Below are 19,265 nucleotides of genomic sequence, written 5' to 3'. Positions count from 1 at the left end.
ACGCTATGTCTACTGGGTTCGTTAGCTTAATGTTATTAATATACGGGACTGTACTAGGCTCTTATTTCAATGTTGTTGGTTATCGCTTAACGTGGTGGAGTCACAAGTCATTTCGTTATTCAAAATGCCCACAATGCCAAAAGCGATTAACCGTTAGTGAATTAATTCCGGTAATTTCATACATCATGCAAAAAGGGCGTTGTCGAAATTGTTGGATGACTATTTCGTTAGTGTACCCACTTATTGAATTACTGACAGGCGTCCTATTTGTATGGAGCTATCTAAAAGTGGGTTGGTCGGAAGAATTAATTTTTTACTTATTGTTGATTAGCTTTTCTGCCATTATTTCAGTTAGTGATTATTGGCATTATCGCATTCCTAATCATTTTTTACTTATGTTTGCGCCAATATTAGTGATGTTATCACCTGTTTCTTGGCAAGCTGCTTTGCTAGGAGCTGTCATACAACTAATTATGTTAGTTATAGTAATGGTCTGTACGAAGAAAGAATCATTAGGAATGGGAGATGTGAAGTTATTAATTCTTTTAGGAGCAATCTTTGGCTGGAAAAGTAGTCTCTGGATTGTATGGTGGGCTTCTGTATTAGCATTGATTAGTTTTTATAAACAATATAGACGACATGCTTGTTTGGAAGTAAGATTGCCATTTGGTCCTTATATTTGTCTGGGAGCTATGATTGTCTTATTTACTCAATAAAGGTTAAATAAAGCAGTTCATCTTAGGTCAGATGAGCTGCTTTATGTAGATATTTATCAGAAAGGACTTCTTTATATTCGGGGTTGTTTATTAATTAGTTCGGTAAGTTTGTGTGCACATTGCCCAACACTTTCCTTTACTTGTTCAATGTCGGTATTGAGTTCTTTTGCAATCTCTTTGTAGGAAGAGTTCAATAAGTATGAAGCAAATACCTTTTGTTCAAGAGCACTAAACGAATTTGGCTGACTGACATTATGAATAACTGAATTATTAAGTTTATTGTTATCACTAGCTTGGTATTCAGTAATTTCAGCATACAACTTTTGCTCTAAACACAATTCATAATAGGCTTTAAATCCTGTGAAGTTCTTTGTGCAATGTTGATCGGTTGTTTTGTAAGATTGTACAGCCTCGCTTAGTATCTTTTTTGCTTGAGAGATAATGGTTGGTTGGTGAACAGGTGGAATATGATGTTTCTTCAAAAATAATTGTACAACAGGACGGCATAATTCTTCCAGTGCGTGTTCTAGTTGTCTGCGATTATTCTGTCCAACAATTGCCAGTAGTTCTGACATATTGATATCGTCCGGGTTAATGTGTTGTCTCATAAATCCTCTCCCCTTCTATTAAAGTTTACATAACGGTATTAACACTTAAATTCAAATATAAGCGCTAATAATGAACGACATCTTAATTATAACTCATTTAAATCCCATTTTCTAGTGAAAGTATCAAATTTATTAAAATGATTTATGTGTAAAGTTTTTTTAATAGTATTTTTTATAAAAAAATATAATAGAAAGTTGATTAAGTAGTTTGGTTGCGCTAATAAAGAAACGTCATCGTCGAGAGAATACCTCTCAATGATAGCGTATTTAGGTTAAATTATGTGTGAAAATTATATATATTTAGCTAAGAAAGATGCAATGCGTTGGCGATAGGTCTCTTTATCAAGGACATAAGCATATCCATGAGTTGCTTCTTCTACAAAATAAAGCTCTTTCGGTTCATCAGCCGCTTCATATAGTTCATGCACCATCCAACTTGGGACAATTTCATCTTTTCCTCCATGAATGAATAAGATAGGTAGCTGGCTTTTTTGAATTTGCTCAAGTGGACTAGCTTCTTTAAAGGAATAATTTGCGCGATATTTTGTGTAGATACTTGTTAGTGGTAAGAAAGGGAAAGCAGGAAGTTTGTATTGAGCACGGAGTTGGTAAGCTAATTCTTCATAAGTTGAACTATAGCCACAATCTTCGATAATCGCTTTAACATTATCAGGAAGGGGCTCACCACTAACATTCATAACGGTTGAAGCTCCCATACTTAAGCCAAATAAGACAGTATTAGGATGATCGTAGGTACTGTTCAACCAATCTATCCATTCTAGATAATCTAGCCGTTCGTGCCAGCCAAAACCAATATAATTTCCTTGACTTTTGCCGTGGCCACGCGCATCGGGTAACAAAATACTATACCCTAAATCATAAAATAAATGAACCCAAGGCGCCATATCTAGATTACTTTGTCCGTATCCATGAGCAATTATGACTACGCGCTCTGGGTGTTCTTCGTGTGGAATAAATTTTCCATATAAAGTCAAATCATCATAGGATTGAATGGTGTACTCTTCATATTCGACTGAATGAAACCATTTTTTGGCCTCTTTCCAAGGATCTTCAGCATAGACTTGGCGCATCGAGTGATCAGCGACTTCATTCAAGCCTTGATTATCAACTGCATTTTTGTAGAGAAGATGACTGATATAAGCGATGGTACCACTTAATAGTGTTGCTCCTGTTACAATTTTCCAACGTAATTTCATTAATAGGTGCTCCTTTTTTTATCATTTTCCTAACACTTATTATTTTAACGCAAATGGATGAAAATAGCATGAATAGACTCTATAAAAATAATAAAGCAAGATGTTGAGTGATTAATGTCATTAAAAATCAATTAAAATATAACAGGAAAAGAATTCTACTAGATTAATTGTGATATAATGAACTTGTAAATAAATTAAGGGGACTAAAGGGAGGAATACAGGATGAAAAAGATTTATCAAACATTGGGTGTTATGTCAGTTACATTCTTGTTAGCAAGTTGTAGTAATAATACTCAAAATGGATCAGAAGATACAGTGAATTCTGATGAAGTTATTGAACAAATGGATGAAAGCACAGAGTCAGCAACAGATAAGGTAGAAGAATCGGAAGATATTGAAGACTCCGCGTCAGCAGATTCAATGGTAGAAGAGAATCAAGAACATCAGATGACATTGAAGCTCGGGTATGGCGCACCTCACGGCGAACGATCTTTCTCAGCTATTTTTGTGGGATTAGAGGGAGATACAATTACAAATGTCAGTATCGATGAATTTCAATTTATAGATGCAAGTGAAAATTATCAAGGTGTACCCAATTCAGATAATGACTTTGGTGAAGGCTATGATGAGAATCAAGTCTTGATCAGTAAAGTTGAGAATAATGAGGCATATTCTAAGTTGATGACTGAAAAAGCTGAAGCAACAAATTCTCTTGTAGAGGGTTATCAAGCCATTAGCGAGTTTGCAGAAGGAAAAACAATTAGTGAACTGGAAGAAGCCATCGATGACTTACATCGTGTTGAGGATCCAAGTGGTATGAGTGATGTTATCTCTGGTGCAACATTAGTAGATACGCCCGGATACTTGGAAGAAATCGTTCGTGTGGCAAAAGATGGATTCGAATTTTCTACTGATGGAGTGGAAGATATTGAAAATGCAGAGTTGTCTTATTCACTACAAGCTCCACATGGCTCAAAATCTTTTGCATTAGTAGGTGTTCTGCATCAAGATGACATGATTATAGCAGCTATTCAAGATGAGCTGCAATTTATGGACGATGCAGATGTGGAAGGGGTGCCTAATAGCGATCAGGCCTTTGGGGAAGCTTACCAAGAAAATTCAATATTAATATCAAAACGAGCTAATACTGAATCCTATTCAGAATTAATGGCTGATAAGGGCAATGCGACTATGACGTATGACGAGAACCATCAGGCTATTTCTGAATTTGTTGTGGGGATGACCGTGCAAGAATTACAAGAAGTCATTGATCAATTAGCTGGAAAAGAATCGGAAGAGACCACTGATACGGTATCGGGAGCGACTTTTGCTGATGAAACAGGCTATTTGGAAGCTATCTTAAATACAATTCAGTAAAAGATACATGTGAATAAAGCGAAAGCCCCCTATGTAGACTGATTATGCCTACATAGGGAGCTTTCATTTATTTGTGATTAAGCATTACTATTATTATCTACACGTCCATTATTTAAAGTATCGAGCAATTGTGATTCGATAAAGTCAATCCATACGCTGATACCATCATAATTTAAGTGGATTCCATCAGGTTCATAGAGGTAGCCTTCATAGCTAAAATTATTTGCCCAATCCATGAGATAAATATTATCGTGCGTTTCAGCCATTTGTCGAAATTGTGCATTAACATCGGCTGCCCATGGTCGACTGACATGTGTGGTGAGTAAGAAAATTTTTGTGTCATCGTCAAGTTGATTGATTAATTGTTCTAAGTGATCATTGCTGAAGCCACCATTTGCCCCTAATGAGAAGACAATAATGTCATGTAATTGGCCACTTTGTCTCATCGCATTGAGCTGTGGCATGGCGTTATAAAGTTGTAAGCCCACTTCTCCATAAACTGTTGCTAGAGGGAAACGATCATAAAATTGTTCAGATCCGCTAAGAACAGTTGAGTCTCCAAAGAAAGTTACTTCAACATTCTCTGCCGTATAGATATGTTCAGGCTCTTGTGCTTCTTCTGCTTCCTCTGGCTCTTCAGTGGGTTCAGAAGTTGTTGCACGCTGTTGGTTTTGTTCTAATAAATCTTCATGACGCTGGGTATAAGTTGCTTCTAATCCAGCTGCTACTTCATCACTTTGCATAGCTGAGACCCCCAAGCTAATTAAGAAAAATAATAGGAGGCTAGCATATGAACTGAGTGTAATTTTACGCCGCGCTGAGGCATGTAGCCAGTCTTCTTTTAGTGTAGTTAAGGACAGCGAGGTAAAAGGTGGGAATTTTACAATCCCTAATTTTTTGTCAAATAAGAAGTACGTTCCGACGCTTAATCCAAGAATAACAGCCAATTGAACTGGAATATGAAGGAAGAAAGCGGGTAGTTGTCCGGCGTGATTATACAGACCGATGTAGACAGGATAGTACCATAGATACATCGGATAAGATAGACGGCCCAATATCGTAGTTGCTCTAAAAGATAACACGCGTTGAATCATTGTATCATAATATAAAAGAGATAAGACAGCTAGTGCAGTTACAATGTCGAATAAGTACATTCCTCCCCAGTAAGTGAAGGTACTACTATCTTCTATCATAAATAACATGACAACCATAATGGCTAGTAGCCCCCCTTGTAAAAGAAGAGGGCGAATTTCATCCTTACCATGCGTTGAACGATAGAGCGGATTTATACAGACAAGTCCTGCTCCAAGTAACATAGAGAACAAGCGAGTATCCGTTCCATAATAGACACGTGTGGGATCACTTCCAGGTTCAAACAATAGGACCATTGTTAGTAAGCTAAGCAGTGATAATCCAATTAAGGTGTATCCAAAATAATGTCGACGTGAAAACAGTGGACGCACAAACTTAAACAATAGTTGGATAACGATGATTGATTGAACATATAAACTAAGATACCATAAATGGGTCAACAATGATGGTTGGATAATTTCGGCAAAGTAAGAGGCACCTTGGGAAATTTGGTACCAATTATTAAAGAAAAAGACAGTAGAGAAGGTTTGCATGAACCAATTTGTTAAGAATTCATGCCGGAAAAATAAAAGAACCGCCGAAAGCAATCCAATCACAAACAGAACAGGTGGGATCAATTTTTGGATGGTTCGCTTTAAATTGTAAAATAATGTGACTTCTTCCCCGTTAAAATAGTTTTTCTCAAGCTTAATGCCTAATAAGATACCGGAGATAACAAGAAAAATATTTACACCTAAAAATCCCCCTGAATATCTAAATTTCTGATAATGGTACATAATAATAAACAAAATACTGATAAATCGTAATGTGTCAATTTGTTGATAACGTTTTGTCATAAAAGTCATACTTTCTATACTTTTTTAGTAGCTTAATTATAGATCAAATCGGAAGAATGATAAAGCATAAAATTAAAATGTTACGAAATTGTCAAATGTAATATGACTATTTGAAATTAAAATGGTGTCTGTTATTAATTTGACAATTATATCTTCATTTTGTTAAGATAATATAGATGCACATTTTTAAGAAGGAGTTTGATAAACAAAATGTTAGAGCGAATTATGGCAATAAATGATGTGATCAATGAAATCATTTGGGGTGCACCGATTTTATTTTTAATTGTAGGTGGCGGAATTTTCTTTACTATTTTTACGAATTTTATAACGTTTCGAAAATTCGGATATGCAATAAAACAAACAGGATTAAGTATTTTTAATGATGATGAAGAAGGTGAAGGGCAAGTCTCGGCTTTTGAAGCTGTGTCGACATCTTTGGCTGCTTCGGTTGGGACTGGAAATATTGCCGGCGTTGGAACGGCCATTGCAATTGGTGGACCTGGAGCTGTTTTTTGGATGTGGTTAGCTGCCATTTTTGGTATGGCAACAAAATATGCTGAAATTGTGTTAACCATTGAGTATCGTGATCGAACGAAGGATTTTCGCTTTGTTGGAGGACCGATGTATTATATTGAGCGTGGAACAGGTCAGAAGTGGTTAGCTATAATTTTTGCATTCCTTGGGGGAGTGGCTACTCTAGGAATCGGGAATATGGTACAGTCTAATTCGGTTGCGGATGTGTTAGAATCATCAATTGGGATTGATCCGTTGATGACGGGGATTGTGCTTGCTGTTTTAAGTGCACTCGTTATTTTTGGTGGTTTGAATGCGATCAGTAAGGTGACAGCAAAAGTTGTGCCACTGATGGCGGGCTTATATATTTTCGGCGGGGTACTCGTTATTTTACTGAATTATGACCAAATTATTCCAGCATTTCAGATGATTTTTGTCGATGCATTCACTGGAACAGCAGCATTCGGTGGGTTTGCCGGAGCAGGGCTATCAATGGTGATTCGTTATGGTGTCGCTCGTGGAGTGTTTACTAATGAGGCGGGGTTAGGTAGTGGGCCGATTGCACATGCTGCAGCAACTACTGATCACCCGGTAAGACAAGGACTTTGGGGAATATTTGAAGTGTTTTTTGATACTATAGTTACGTGTACGATTACGGCACTTGTTATTATAATGACCGGTGTTTGGACATCTGGAGAGGTCGGAGCTGCATTGACATCGCTAGGGTTTAGTGAAGGTATTCCTTATGGTGAGCACATGGTTTCGATTGGCTTAGTTTTCTTTGCATTTTCAACGATTCTTGGTTGGTCATATTACGGAGAACGGTGCTTTGAATATTTATTTGGTCCGTCTAGTAAAGTAATTTACCGAATTATTTATATTCCAGTTATTGCAGTTGGCGCTATCGGCGGCTTGCAAGAGATTTGGGATATTGCTGATACCTTGAATGGCTTGATGATTATTCCAAACTTCATTGGCTTATTATGGCTGAGTCCAGTCGTTGTCCGCTTGACGAAAGATTTCTTCGGGTCAGGCGGTATTTATGAAAAAGAACAACAACACTAATAAAAAGCGTCTCAATCTGTCTATCACATAGATTGAGACGCTTTTTATTGTCGTAAGGCTTGTTTTGCTAAGTTATCAGCTCCGCGATTATTCTTCTCTGGCACCCAGATGAACTCTAAAATAGGGAATTGATTTTTTAAAGTTAAGATGGTCTCTAAATAGGGAAGGTAATCCGTATTTTTGGTGAATTCTTTTTGGAGAACGTCAGCAGCAACTTTACTGTCGGTCTGCACGAAAACCATCTGATCGGTAAGCTGATTGTCAATTAACCATTCCAGAGCGTATTGAATGGCCAGAAATTCAGCTGTATGGTTATTATAATGGCCGACAATGGGTTGGGCGACTTGGTGATAGAGTGAATCACCGGCCACTACAAAACCAATACCGACTTTTCCTGTTTTTGTATTAACGGCACCATCTGTATGTAATCGAATCATTGTGAATGATCTGTTTCAATGATAGTTACATCAGTCGCTTGCTTGCCACGTGGTCCTTCTGCAATATTGAATTCAACCGTCTGACCATCATTTAGGGACTTGAATCCTTCTTGGTTAATACCGGTGAAGTGAACAAAAATATCTTCATGGTTACTTTCAATAAACCCATACCCTTTTCCGGCGTCGAACCATTTTACAATACCTGTCTGCATCAAAATCTTCCTCTCTTATAGTATAGTCTTATTATAGCTACTGTAAGCGATTATTTCAATAATTAAGGGAGTGAAGGCTTATTTTTTTGTCAAAATATGTTACACTAAAAAAGAAGAAAAGTGAGGTAGTGAGATTATGAAAGAATTGAAAGCAAGCGGTATTTCACAATCAATAGGGGTGAAAGTGTTGTTCGATGGAGTCGATCTGTCGCTTCAGAGCGGGGATAAGGTTGGATTAATCGGGATTAATGGAACTGGAAAAACAACACTCTTAGATACGTTGGTGGGGATGAACGCACCAGAATCGGGTCAAATAACGAGTCCGAAAGATTATAAAATTGCATATTTGAAACAAGCGAATACGTTGGATCAGGAGTTGACAGTTCTTCAGACTGTTTTTGCTGGGGATAATCTACTGATGAACACAGTACGTGACTATGAGGAAGTTGTTGGGAAACTGAATCAAGATCCGACGAATGAAAAACTACAAAATCGATTTACCAAAATGCAGCAAGCCATGGATCGGGTGGATGGTTGGACGGCGAGTTCGCAAGCCCAAACCATTCTAACCAAGCTCGGGATTTATGAGATGGATAAATGCATTTATGAACTATCTGGTGGTCAGCAAAAACGCGTACAATTGGCTCAGGTGCTGATCCAGCAATCAGATTTATTGATTTTAGATGAACCGACGAACCACTTAGATTATGAGATGATTGCTTGGCTAGAGAAGTTCTTAAGTCAATATAAAGGAGCCTTGTTGTTGGTGACGCACGATCGGTATTTCTTAGATCATGTGGTGCAATCAATTGTAGAACTCTCTGGAGGGCAACTACATCGCTATAGTGGGAACTATCAAGACTATGTGCAAGAGCGGGCGCATCGCGAGGAATTAGCAGCTGAGCAAGCTCATAAAGCCAACCAATTATATAAACAAGAGTTAGCTTGGATGCGTGAAGGCGTACGAGCGCGTGGAACAAAGCAACAAGCGCGTAAAGATCGCTTCGAAGACTTAAAAGAGACCGTCCAAAATCAGACCACTCGAGGAACAATGACCTTGAACTTGGCCGGCAGTCGCTTGGGGAAAAAAGTTTTGGAACTGCAAGAAGCATCGTTTGCTCGTAACGGTAAGCAACTACTTCAACAACTTGATTTGTTAATTCAAGCCGATACACGACTTGGAATTACTGGGGAGAATGGGTCTGGAAAAACCACATTACTTAATATTTTGGCTGGGCGTCAGTCGCTTGATAGTGGGCAGCTAGAAGTAGGTGAGACGGTTAAGATTGCTTATTATACTCAGACCAATGAAGGAATGACGGATGATTTACGGGTGATCGATTATGTACGAGAGATGGCCGAAGAAGTGACGATGGCGAATGGTTCTGTTGCGACCGCTGAGCAAGTATTAGAACAATTCTTGTTCCCGCGCTCAATGCAACAGTCTTATATCTCAAGTTTGTCGGGTGGCGAGAAGCGGCGTTTATATTTGGCACGCTTGCTAATGACTTCGCCGAACGTTTTATTATTAGATGAGCCAACCAATGATTTGGACACAGAGACATTGACTATTTTGGAAGAGTATATTGATCATTTTACGGGCGCGGTGATTGCTGTGAGTCACGATCGCTATTTCTTGGATAAAACGTGTGAAAAATTATTGATTTTTGAAGGAGCGGGACAACTTCGCGAATATTGGGGCAAAGTGAGCGATTATTTAAAAGAAGCGAATGACTCCTCAGCTCGTCGTTCTGATAAAGCGGCGAAATCTGCGCAAGATAAGTCACTGTCGACATCGGAAGCGAGTTCGTCTCAAGAGAAAACCCGCCTGACTTATATGGAAAAGAAAGAGTGGGAAACGATTGAAGATGAGATAACAAAACTTGAAAACAAAATCGAAGCTGTCGAACAAGAGATGTTGGAAGTGAAAGCAGATGATTATGGGATGTTGAATGAACTGAATGGAAAAAAACAAGAATTGGAAACAGCCCTCGAAGAAAAAATGGCACGATGGGAATATTTAGCTGAATTTGTATAGGAGATAGAGAATGGAACAACATTATTTAAACTTAGCACGTGATATATTGGCGAATGGAATCGATCGAGATGACCGAACGCATACAGGAACGCGTTCGGTGTTTGGACGACAGATGCGGTTTAATTTACAGGAAGGTTTTCCGCTACTGACAACGAAACGGGTGCCGTTTGGGTTAATTAAGTCCGAGTTGTTGTGGTTTTTACGTGGGGAGACGAATATTAAGTTTTTACTCGAACATAATAATCATATATGGGATGAGTGGGCATTTGAACGGTTTGTCGAGAGTGAGGATTATCATGGCCCAGATATGACAAATTTTGGCCGACGCGCACAGGAAGATGAAGATTTCAATGCGGTTTATCAAGCAACACTAAAAAGTTTTACCGATCAAATTTTAACGGATGAAGCATTTGCTGATATATATGGTGATTTAGGGCATGTATATGGCGCACAATGGCGGTCATGGCGTGGTGCGGATGGTCAAGTCGTCGATCAAATTCAACAAGTCATTGATCAAATTAAGCATAATCCGAATTCACGTCGTTTAATTGTCTCGGCTTGGAATCCAGCTGAAGTGGACGAAATGGCATTACCACCTTGCCATGCTTTTTTCCAATTTTATGTGGCGGATGGGAAGTTAAGTTGTCAGCTGTATCAGCGCAGTGGAGATGTATTTTTAGGTGTTCCGTTTAACATTGCTAGTTATGCCTTGTTGACGCATCTTATTGCTCATGAGACCGGCTTGGACGTTGGTGAATTTGTGCATACATTGGGTGATGCTCATATTTATCATAATCACTTCGACCAAATTCAGTTACAGTTAAGTCGTGAGTCACGTGCATTACCAACCTTGAGATTAAATATGGAGAAATCAAGTGTGTTTGAGTTTGAGATGGATGATATTCAATTGGAGAATTACAATCCACATGGTCGAATTAAAGCGCCTGTTGCGGTTTAGGGAGGAGTCGATATGTTAACATTCGTATGGATCGAAGATGAGAACCAATTAATCGGTCAAGCAAATCAATTGCCGTGGCATTTGCCTGCTGATTTGAAGCACTTTAAGGCGGTAACAATGGGTGATGCTGTCTTGATGGGCCGAAAAACTTATGAGGCCTTACCGATTAAACCACTGCCTAATCGTCGTAATATCATTCTGACCCGGAATAAAGATTATGTTGCTCCGGGTGCCGAGGTATTTCACTCGAAAGAAGCCATTCTGTCCGCTGTGGATACTGATCAGCAGACACTTCATATTATTGGAGGCGGGGAAATATTTAGCTTGTTTATTGATGAGGTAGATGAGTTGTACCAGACCATTATTGAAGGAGACTTTGAGGGAGATACGTACTTTCCAACGTTAGACTTTTCAGAGTTTGAATTATTATCTAAAAAAGAAGGTATTGTCGATGAAGCTAATCGCCATCCCCATACGTTTTACCATTATCGACGTAAAAATACCTAATAAAAAAGCTAGTCACTAGAGGAAGTGGCTAGCTTTTACGCATTTAAGTATAAAGATAGATCGATATAAACATAAAGATGGTGCCTAACATGACGAATAAATGCCAGATGACATGCATAAATTTAACCTGCTTTAAGCTGTAAAAAATGGTTCCAATCGTGAAGGCTAAACCGCCTGCCCCTAGCCAAATAATGCCATAGGTGCCCAGTCCTTGATAGAGATAATGCATCAAAAAGAGTGAAATCCATCCCATACCGATATACAGCCAAGTCGATAGTCCTTGGAATTTTTGGAACCAAAATGCTTTGTATAAAACTCCAGATAAGGCAATCAGCCAGATGACAGTGGTTGCTATAATTCCGATAGTTCCGCCAATAGTAATGAGCGTGTAAGGCGTATACGTTCCGGCAATTAACAGGAAGATGCTGGCATGATCCATCCGGCGCATAAAATATTTGGCCTTCGTAAACTTCAAACTGTGATACAGCGTTGAGTTCAGATAGAGTAAAATTAAGGTGGCCCCATAGACGATGTAGGCGATCAGTTTCAAGCTACTACCCATATCAAGCGCCTTAAAAATTAAAAAGACAAGACCGACAGTACTTAAAACAGCACCAATGCCATGAGTTACAGCATTCAATACTTCATTGACAATTAAATAAGTTTTTGAGAGATGAGAATTATTCATACATTTATCGACTCCATTCATTGCGTTTTCCTTATTATAGCATATATCGAGTGAAAATAGTTTAGAAGACTCGTGTTAAAGTAATCTCTTATTAAATGAGCGGGTGATTATTTTATTTTTCAGAGAATTTGGGGTATAATAGGCGGTGCATGTTAGGAGGATGGGAAGATAATGAATGCATTAAAACAACATATAAAAGATAACTTTAATATAGTATTTAACGATGATCGGATTTTGATAGAAGCCTTTACGCACGCTTCGTATGCCAATGATCATCGTCATTTAGTTGATGAACCGATTAAAAATTTGGAGCGTCTTGAATTTTTAGGGGATGCGGTCATTGAATTATTTGTGTCAGATTATCTGTTTAATCAATTTAAGGAATTACCGGAAGGGCAGTTAACACGCTTGCGAGCTTCGATTGTTCGAGCAGAGAGCTTGGCCGAATTAGCGACTGAATGTCAATTAGCTCAGTTTATTCGTTTAGGTAAAGGAGAAGAGAAAATGGGCGGTCGTCAACGGCCAGCCTTGCTTTGTGATGTGTTTGAAGCTTTTGTTGGCGCAATTTATCAAGATCAAGGAGTCGAGAGCGTTCGACGTTTCTTACGCCAGGTGATGTTTTCTAAAGTTGAGCAAAATAGTTTTTCCTATGATACAGATTATAAGACGGCGCTGCAGGAATTTATGCAACAGAGTGGTGTTGTTAATATTGAATATACAGTCTTAGAGACATCAGGGCCGGATCATGACCGTGAATTTACGGTAGAAGTGTCGATTGAAGGTGATTATCACGGAGTCGGTATGGGTAAGTCGAAGAAGTTGGCAGAACAAAAAGCAGCTAAACAAGCATTAGAAGCGCTCTCATCTTAATTGAAACAAATAACCGAAAGGAGGTGGCTAATTAATGCAACTAAAAACATTAAAAATTAAAGGCTTCAAGTCCTTCGCTGATCCGACAACCATTCAGTTTGGTGCAGGAGTGACGGCTGTTGTAGGCCCGAACGGTAGCGGCAAGTCTAATGTTATTGAAGCAATTCGCTGGGTGATGGGTGAGCAGTCGGCTAAGAGCTTGCGTGGTGGACGCATGAATGATGTTATTTTTTCGGGAACCAATGAGCGCAAGGCGATGAACCAAGCGGAAGTAACGTTAACATTGGATAATTCAACGGGATTTTTATCCATTGAAGCTGATGAAGTCAGTATTTCTAGGCGATTAGGACGAGATGGTACGTCTGATTATTTTATAAATAAACAGAACTGTCGTCTAAAAGATGTTGTTGAATTATTTATGGATTCTGGGTTAGGGAAGGAATCATTCTCCGTTATTTCGCAAGGCCAAGTTGAATCTATTTTTAATTCAAAACCAGAAGATCGGCGTGCTATTTTTGAAGAAGCAGCGGGAGTTTTTAAATACAAAGTACAAAAACAAGAAGCAGAGAAAAAGTTAGATAAAGCGCAAGATAACTTGGACCGAGTAGAAGATATCTTATATGAGTTAAAAGCACAAGCGGAACCGCTTGAGGAACAAGCGAAACGAGCAGAAATCTACTTAGAAAAACGAGAGCAGCTCATCGAAGTTGATACGGGACTCACTGTGATGAAGATCAATCGGTACAAAGAAGAACTAGAAGCAGCTAACGAAGATATGAAGCAAATTGAATCCGGTTTGGAACAGAAACGTACTCAGAGTGAGCAGGTGCAGCAACAACAATTAGCGTTAAAAGAAAATCTGAAAGAATTAAAAGCCCAGCGCGAAGTAGCACACTCTGATATTTTGGAAATTGTCCAAGCAGTAGAGCGAACAGAATCTGATTTAGCGTTGTTGGAAGAGAAAACTAAGCATAAAGAAGCCTTTCTTAATGAAAAACAAGCAAGTATAGCCAAAGCAGAGGCCCAGCAACAAATGCTCAGAGAAAAAATCGAAACGGTGCAGGCCCAAAAAAGGTACGCTCAGTCAGAAGCTAACCAAATAACAGAGCAACTTCATCAAGCAAAAGAACGATTGACGTACTTAAAAGATGGGGCTGACGATCGTATCGAAGAACTTCGCTATGAATATGTTGATCTAATGCAAGAGAAAGCCACCTTAAATAATGATGTAAAGACACTTGAATCAAGTGTGGAGAAGGTGACTCGGCAAGTTCAAAAAAATAAAAATGAGCACCAAGAAGCTGTAAAAGAGCTAACCAGTACTGAAGAAAAGTTAGCTCGTAAAGAAGCCGAATTAGCTGAGATTCAAGTTGAACTAGATGAATTATTGCAGGAATTTAAACAACTTAAAGCTTCCATTACTCAAAAAGAAGCCAAATTAGCTGAGCAAGCTGATGCAATCGAAAAAAATCAGCGTGAGTTAGAACAAGTGAAAGCTAAGCGCGAAAGTCTAGCCCAAATGACAGAACACTATGCTGGGTACTTTGCTGGAGTTAAAGCGGTAATGAAGAATCGGCGGCAATTATCAGGTGTGGTGGGAACCGTAGCGGATTTGATTCAAATTCCAGAGCAGTACCTGACAGCCATTGATACTTCGCTCGGCTCAAGTAGTCAATTTATTGTGGTCGAGCAAGAAAAAGATGGACGCGAAGCGATTAACTTCCTGAAGCGAGCACAATCAGGTCGTGCTACGTTTCTACCATTGACAACGATTAAACCGCGCCACATCAACCACAATGCCTTACAATCGGCAGAAGCAGTGGCTGGTTTTGTTGGGGTTGGATCGGACTTAATTGACTATGAGAAACAGGTCAGTCAAATTATTGAAAACTTGTTAGGTAATACGCTAATTGCAGCAGACTTGAAGTCAGCAAACAAGATTGCAAAAGCTGTTAATTACCGTTATCGTGTGGTCAGCCTTGATGGAAACATGATGAATGCTGGTGGATCAATGACTGGTGGAGGTAGTAAGTCCAATAATTCGCATATCTTTACTCAGAAAAAAGAGTTAGAAGACTTGCGCGAGCGCCAAAACGTATTGGAAGAAAAATTGGCCGATAAAACTTCTGGGGATCAATCTCTTAAACAAGAACACCAAAAATTGAATGAAAAGACAGAAAAAATCAAAGAAATCGGTGAACAGAAGCGGTATAAAGAGCAAGATGTCGCCAAAGATGTAAAACTATTGCAGGATACAACTGATCGACTAAGGAAACAAGTGAAAGTGTTAAACTACGAACAAACTGAATTATTAGCTGAAGCAGAAATGCTTAAAAAATCGTTAACTGAGACAAAACAGCAACAAATAGTAATTTCTGAGCAGGTTGAAAGTGTAGATGAGGAATTAACAGCTTTAAAATCAGCTCAGGATGATTCAGAACAGATTCAAGAAACATTGTTGGCCGAAATGGAAACTTTACGTGAACAGCTAAGTCGCCATAATGAAGAAGTTGCTTCAACCACTGCAACTTTAAAAAACTTCCGCCAACAATTAGTATCTAGTCAAGAAGAGGAAGAAGCCTTAAAAGAAGCGATTCAGCGCTTTGAAACAGGTGAAGAACTACTCTCTGAAGATCAATTGCAAACACAGTTACAGCAACAACTTGCACAAAAAGAGGAAAAACAAGCACAAGAAAAAGACTTGAAACAAGCCATTAGTGCGTATGAAATGAATTTAGATGACTTGCAAACAGAGCTTGATAACTTGCAAGAAGCAGTAGATAAGTTAGTGAGCCAAAAGAACCAAATTGATGTGAAATTATCGCGGTTAGATGTGAATATTGATCATCAATTAGCTCATCTTGCCGAAGAATATCAAGTTAGTTATGAAGATGCTCGATTGCATCCTGAATTGGAACTTAGCTTCGACCAAGCAAGTGCTCGGGTGAAGCAATTAAAACAAGCGATTGCCACTTTAGGCCACGTGAATATTGATGCGATTGAAGAGTACCAACAATTAGCTGAACGCTTAGAATTTTTAGGTGGGCAACAACAAGATTTACTTGATGCCAAAGCACAACTCAGACAAACCATGGAGCGAATGGATCAAGAAGTGAAAATTCGCTTTAAAGAGATGTTTGACCAGATTAAAGAACAGTTCTCCTACGTTTTCCCGAAACTATTTAAAGGAGGCCGTGCGCAATTAGAACTGACTGATCCAGATAATCTTCTAGAAACCGGAGTTGAAATTATTGCTCAACCTCCCGGCAAGCAATTAACTTCCTTAAGCTTGCTTTCAGGTGGGGAGCGAGCATTGACGGCTATTTCGCTACTGTTCGCGATCATTCATGTCAATCCAATTCCATTTTGTATTTTAGACGAAGCAGAGGCTGCCTTAGATGAGTCTAATGTTTTCCGTTTTGGGAAGTATTTACAGTCTTTTGAGACGGATACGCAGTTTATTGTGATTACGCACCGAAAAGGCACAATGGAGCAAGCGGATAGTTTATATGGTATTACGATGCAAGAGCGTGGGGTATCTAAGTTGGTCTCGATTCAGTTGGAAGAAGCACTTGACTTACAAGAAGATTTTGAGACGCAATCTTAGATCGAATAAGATAAAAGGAGTCTATATGAAAACACAACTTATTGGAATTGATATTGATGGCACACTGGTGGATGATCACAATCAAGTCTCTACCGCTAATAAGGACGCTATTAAACGAGCAAAACAGGCAGGAATAAAAGTTGTATTATGCACCGGTCGTCCACTGAAAGCAATCAGTCATGTATTGGAAGCTTGTGATTTAACTGATGCCGGTGATTATGCCATTACGTATAACGGTGGCTTGATTCAGGCAACTGATACAGGGGAAATTATTCAGCATATTGTCTTAAGTCAGGATGATGTTGTTTCACTATACAACTTATCAAAAACACTTGATATGCCGATAAGCTTAGTCGGTATGGAGGATGTGAAAGTCTTGCAAAATCATCATGATCGACCATGCTTGTATTATACAATTAATAAATGGTTGTCTCATCATCCCTTTCAGTTTGATGACTATACCGGTCAACAAGTGGTAAATAAAATGGTGATAGCACGACCAGAAGCAGAGATTGAAGAGGCTCTAAAGAAAATTCCCGAGCACTATTTTGAACAATTTTTTATTGTCAAAAGTCGCCCGAATTTACTTGAGTTTATGCCGAAGACGGTTAATAAAGGAGCTGCTCTGAAACGCTTAGGCCAACAGTTAGGAATCGTCCCCGAGGCAATGATGGGTATTGGTGACATGGATAATGATTTAACAATGATTGAAATAGTCGGTAAAGGTGTCGTGATGGGACAAGCCCCTGATTATATGAAAGATGTAGCCGACTGTATCACGAAGTCGAATAACGAAAGCGGTGTAGCTCACGCCATTGAGCAATGGGCGCTTAATATGTTATAATAAGACTAGATTCAAGTGAAGAGGGGATATTATGGGACTATTTGATAAAATAAAGAGTATATTTACAAGTGAAGAGCAAGAAAAAAAGTCAGAAGAACAGGATACGCCTACTGAAGTTTCTGAATCGGATGACGCCACTGATGATAGTGATCTTGAAACGATAGAAACGATTGATCAAGAAAAAGTAGAAGAACCACTTTCAAAAGAAGAAGTGAAATCACTTGAAGATGAGGTGGCTGTTACATCTGATGAAACAGTCAAACAGGTTGATAAACCAGAAGTTGAAGGCCTTCATTCATCTGAAGAATCCAACACTGCAGAAACTTCCGATGAACCACAACGCAAGACTCAAACATTTAGCGAAGTGGAAGCATCAGCTCGAGCAGAGGCTGAGCAATATAAAGAAGGCTTGAAAAAGTCACGCCGCTCATTTACACGTCGATTGAATGAATTATTCTCAAACTTCCGCTATGAAGACGAGGAATTTTTCGAAGAATTAGAAGATTTGTTAATCGAATCGGATGTTGGGTTTGAAGCGACTATGTATATTTCTGAAGTTATGCGTTATGAAGCCAAAGTTGAGAATATCCGTAGTATGAAGGATGCTGAACGTGTCTTAGTGCGGACGATGGTTGATTTATATGGAGATACCAATCCGGATTATGTTGAATTTAATGAGAATTCAACCGGGCTAACGGTCTTATTATTTGTTGGTGTCAATGGTGTAGGTAAAACGACCACAATCGCTAAAATGGCTCACCAATATATTAAAGCAGGCAAAAAAGTGATGCTTGCTGCTGGGGACACCTTCCGAGCAGGAGCGATTGAACAACTTCATGTCTGGGGCGAGCGAGTCGGCGCCGAAGTCATCTCAAGTCAACAAGGAGGCGACCCTGCTGCTGTAGTCTATGATGGATTAGAACAAGCAAAGAAAAATGGAGCCGATGTGTTAATGATTGATACAGCTGGTCGTCTACAGAATAAGAAAAACTTGATGAATGAATTGGAAAAAATGAAGCGAGTTGTTTCAAGGGAAGTGCCAGATGCGCCACATGAGACGCTGCTTGTCTTAGATGCAACAACGGGTCAGAATGCCTTAAATCAGGCAAAAATATTCAAGGATACAACGGATGTAACTGGAATTGTGCTCACAAAAATGGATGGAACCGCAAAAGGTGGTATTGTACTCGCGATTGGGAAAGAACTTGGGATTCCAGTCAAATTTGTGGGCCTAGGTGAGACAATGGAAGATCTGCATAAATTTGATACAGAGAAGTTTGCGTATGGCTTATTCCGTGATCTCTTAGAACAGACAGTTTAGTAACTAATAGTGAAGGAGCCTCGCATATGCAGTTAGAGAAGACACTCAAGATGAATCTATTGTTTGATTTTTATGGCGAGCTATTGACCAATAAACAACAAGATTATTTACATTATTATTACCGGGAAGATTATTCACTCGGTGAAATAGCGGAGCAGACGGGTGTTACTCGGCAAGCTGTCTTTGATAATATTCGGCGTTCTGAAGCCCTCTTAACTGACTATGAACAGTCACTGCAGCTCTATAAAAAACATAAAGAACGCCAGTTGAAGATAAATCAATTAAGTGCTTATATAAAGGAGCAGTATGCTCAAGATCAGGAATTACAAGCCTTAGTGCAAGCACTTAAATAGTGGGAG

Annotated in this window: 17 protein-coding genes; 11 read left to right on the top strand and 6 right to left on the bottom strand. The window is 39.1% G+C overall.

The genetic code is table 11. The features are described 5' to 3' along the window. Nucleotides 1-5 precede the first annotated feature (5 nt). Nucleotides 6-716 (top strand): prepilin peptidase, encoded by a 711-nt coding sequence (locus HMPREF9703_RS05830; RefSeq protein WP_004636344.1) that lies wholly within the window; start codon nt 6-8, stop codon nt 714-716. A 71-nt stretch (nt 717-787) separates the two neighbouring features. Here HMPREF9703_RS05830 and HMPREF9703_RS05825 read toward each other — a convergent pair whose 3' ends face one another. Next, on the bottom strand, nt 788-1,324 hold the full coding sequence (locus HMPREF9703_RS05825; RefSeq protein ID WP_004636343.1) for a hypothetical protein: 537 nt from the start codon (nt 1,322-1,324) through the stop codon (nt 788-790). Nucleotides 1,325-1,614: 290 nt separating this feature from the next. After that, nucleotides 1,615-2,541 (bottom strand): alpha/beta hydrolase, encoded by a 927-nt coding sequence (locus HMPREF9703_RS05820; protein WP_004636341.1) that lies wholly within the window; start codon nt 2,539-2,541, stop codon nt 1,615-1,617. A gap of 222 nt (nt 2,542-2,763) precedes the next feature. On the opposite strand from HMPREF9703_RS05820, the gene HMPREF9703_RS05815 reads away from it, so the two are divergent. Continuing rightward, nucleotides 2,764-3,918, top strand: coding sequence for a hypothetical protein (locus tag HMPREF9703_RS05815; protein ID WP_004636339.1), 1,155 nt, complete (start codon nt 2,764-2,766; stop codon nt 3,916-3,918). 77 nt (nt 3,919-3,995) lie between these two features. On the opposite strand, the gene HMPREF9703_RS05810 is transcribed toward HMPREF9703_RS05815, so the two are convergent. Next, complete coding sequence (locus HMPREF9703_RS05810; RefSeq protein ID WP_004636338.1) at nt 3,996-5,846, bottom strand: acyltransferase family protein; 1,851 nt, start codon at nt 5,844-5,846, stop codon at nt 3,996-3,998. Nucleotides 5,847-6,056: 210 nt separating this feature from the next. Here HMPREF9703_RS05810 and HMPREF9703_RS05805 point away from each other — a divergent pair, with 210 nt between their 5' ends. Then, complete coding sequence (locus HMPREF9703_RS05805) at nt 6,057-7,424, top strand: alanine/glycine:cation symporter family protein (protein ID WP_004636335.1); 1,368 nt, start codon at nt 6,057-6,059, stop codon at nt 7,422-7,424. A 44-nt stretch (nt 7,425-7,468) separates the two neighbouring features. Here HMPREF9703_RS05805 and HMPREF9703_RS05800 read toward each other — a convergent pair whose 3' ends face one another. Both HMPREF9703_RS05800 and HMPREF9703_RS05795 read right to left on the bottom strand, forming a co-directional pair. Continuing rightward, the gene (locus HMPREF9703_RS05800) at nt 7,469-7,861 is read right to left on the bottom strand and encodes a ribonuclease HI family protein (RefSeq protein WP_004636333.1); all 393 of its coding nucleotides are present in this window, start codon (nt 7,859-7,861) and stop codon (nt 7,469-7,471) included. Further along, nucleotides 7,858-8,073, bottom strand: a complete 216-nt coding sequence (locus HMPREF9703_RS05795) for a cold-shock protein (RefSeq protein WP_004636331.1) — start codon at nt 8,071-8,073, stop codon at nt 7,858-7,860. The genes HMPREF9703_RS05800 and HMPREF9703_RS05795 overlap by 4 nt, the downstream gene beginning before the upstream one ends. Before the next feature lie 136 nt (nt 8,074-8,209). Here HMPREF9703_RS05795 and HMPREF9703_RS05790 point away from each other — a divergent pair, with 136 nt between their 5' ends. From HMPREF9703_RS05790 to HMPREF9703_RS05780, 3 genes are read left to right on the top strand one after another with little or no spacing between them, the layout of a single operon-like run. Further along, nucleotides 8,210-10,111 (top strand): ABC-F family ATP-binding cassette domain-containing protein, encoded by a 1,902-nt coding sequence (locus HMPREF9703_RS05790; RefSeq protein ID WP_004636330.1) that lies wholly within the window; start codon nt 8,210-8,212, stop codon nt 10,109-10,111. 10 nt (nt 10,112-10,121) lie between these two features. Continuing rightward, on the top strand, nt 10,122-11,069 hold the full coding sequence (locus tag HMPREF9703_RS05785; RefSeq protein ID WP_004636329.1) for a thymidylate synthase: 948 nt from the start codon (nt 10,122-10,124) through the stop codon (nt 11,067-11,069). 12 nt (nt 11,070-11,081) lie between these two features. Next, the gene (locus tag HMPREF9703_RS05780; RefSeq protein WP_004636328.1) at nt 11,082-11,576 is read left to right on the top strand and encodes a dihydrofolate reductase; all 495 of its coding nucleotides are present in this window, start codon (nt 11,082-11,084) and stop codon (nt 11,574-11,576) included. A 43-nt stretch (nt 11,577-11,619) separates the two neighbouring features. On the opposite strand, the gene trhA is transcribed toward HMPREF9703_RS05780, so the two are convergent. Beyond that, nucleotides 11,620-12,264: a PAQR family membrane homeostasis protein TrhA gene (gene trhA, locus HMPREF9703_RS05775; RefSeq protein WP_256998278.1), complete on the bottom strand. Its 645-nt coding sequence runs from the start codon at nt 12,262-12,264 to the stop codon at nt 11,620-11,622. 171 nt (nt 12,265-12,435) lie between these two features. Between trhA and rnc the strand changes: the two genes are divergently transcribed. The 5 genes from rnc to HMPREF9703_RS05750 are packed head-to-tail and all read left to right on the top strand — an operon-like array spanning nt 12,436 to nt 19,259. Then, the gene (gene rnc / locus HMPREF9703_RS05770; RefSeq protein WP_004636326.1) at nt 12,436-13,134 is read left to right on the top strand and encodes a ribonuclease III; all 699 of its coding nucleotides are present in this window, start codon (nt 12,436-12,438) and stop codon (nt 13,132-13,134) included. A gap of 34 nt (nt 13,135-13,168) precedes the next feature. Then, nucleotides 13,169-16,741 carry a chromosome segregation protein SMC gene (gene smc, locus HMPREF9703_RS05765; protein WP_004636325.1) on the top strand — a complete coding sequence of 1,191 codons (3,573 nt, stop codon included), beginning with the start codon at nt 13,169-13,171 and terminating at the stop codon, nt 16,739-16,741. Between the two features lie 25 nt (nt 16,742-16,766). Then, nucleotides 16,767-17,585 (top strand): Cof-type HAD-IIB family hydrolase, encoded by an 819-nt coding sequence (locus tag HMPREF9703_RS05760; protein WP_004636324.1) that lies wholly within the window; start codon nt 16,767-16,769, stop codon nt 17,583-17,585. A 31-nt stretch (nt 17,586-17,616) separates the two neighbouring features. Further along, nucleotides 17,617-18,906, top strand: a complete 1,290-nt coding sequence (gene ftsY, locus HMPREF9703_RS05755) for a signal recognition particle-docking protein FtsY (RefSeq protein WP_004636323.1) — start codon at nt 17,617-17,619, stop codon at nt 18,904-18,906. 26 nt (nt 18,907-18,932) lie between these two features. Further along, nucleotides 18,933-19,259: a putative DNA-binding protein gene (locus tag HMPREF9703_RS05750; RefSeq protein ID WP_004636322.1), complete on the top strand. Its 327-nt coding sequence runs from the start codon at nt 18,933-18,935 to the stop codon at nt 19,257-19,259. Nucleotides 19,260-19,265: the final 6 nt, after the last annotated feature.

Origin of the sequence: Dolosigranulum pigrum ATCC 51524 (assembly GCF_000245815.1) — a bacterium.
In the GTDB taxonomy this organism is placed as follows: domain Bacteria; phylum Bacillota; class Bacilli; order Lactobacillales; family Carnobacteriaceae_A; genus Dolosigranulum; species Dolosigranulum pigrum.
This window is presented reverse-complemented; position numbering and strand designations above follow the sequence as displayed.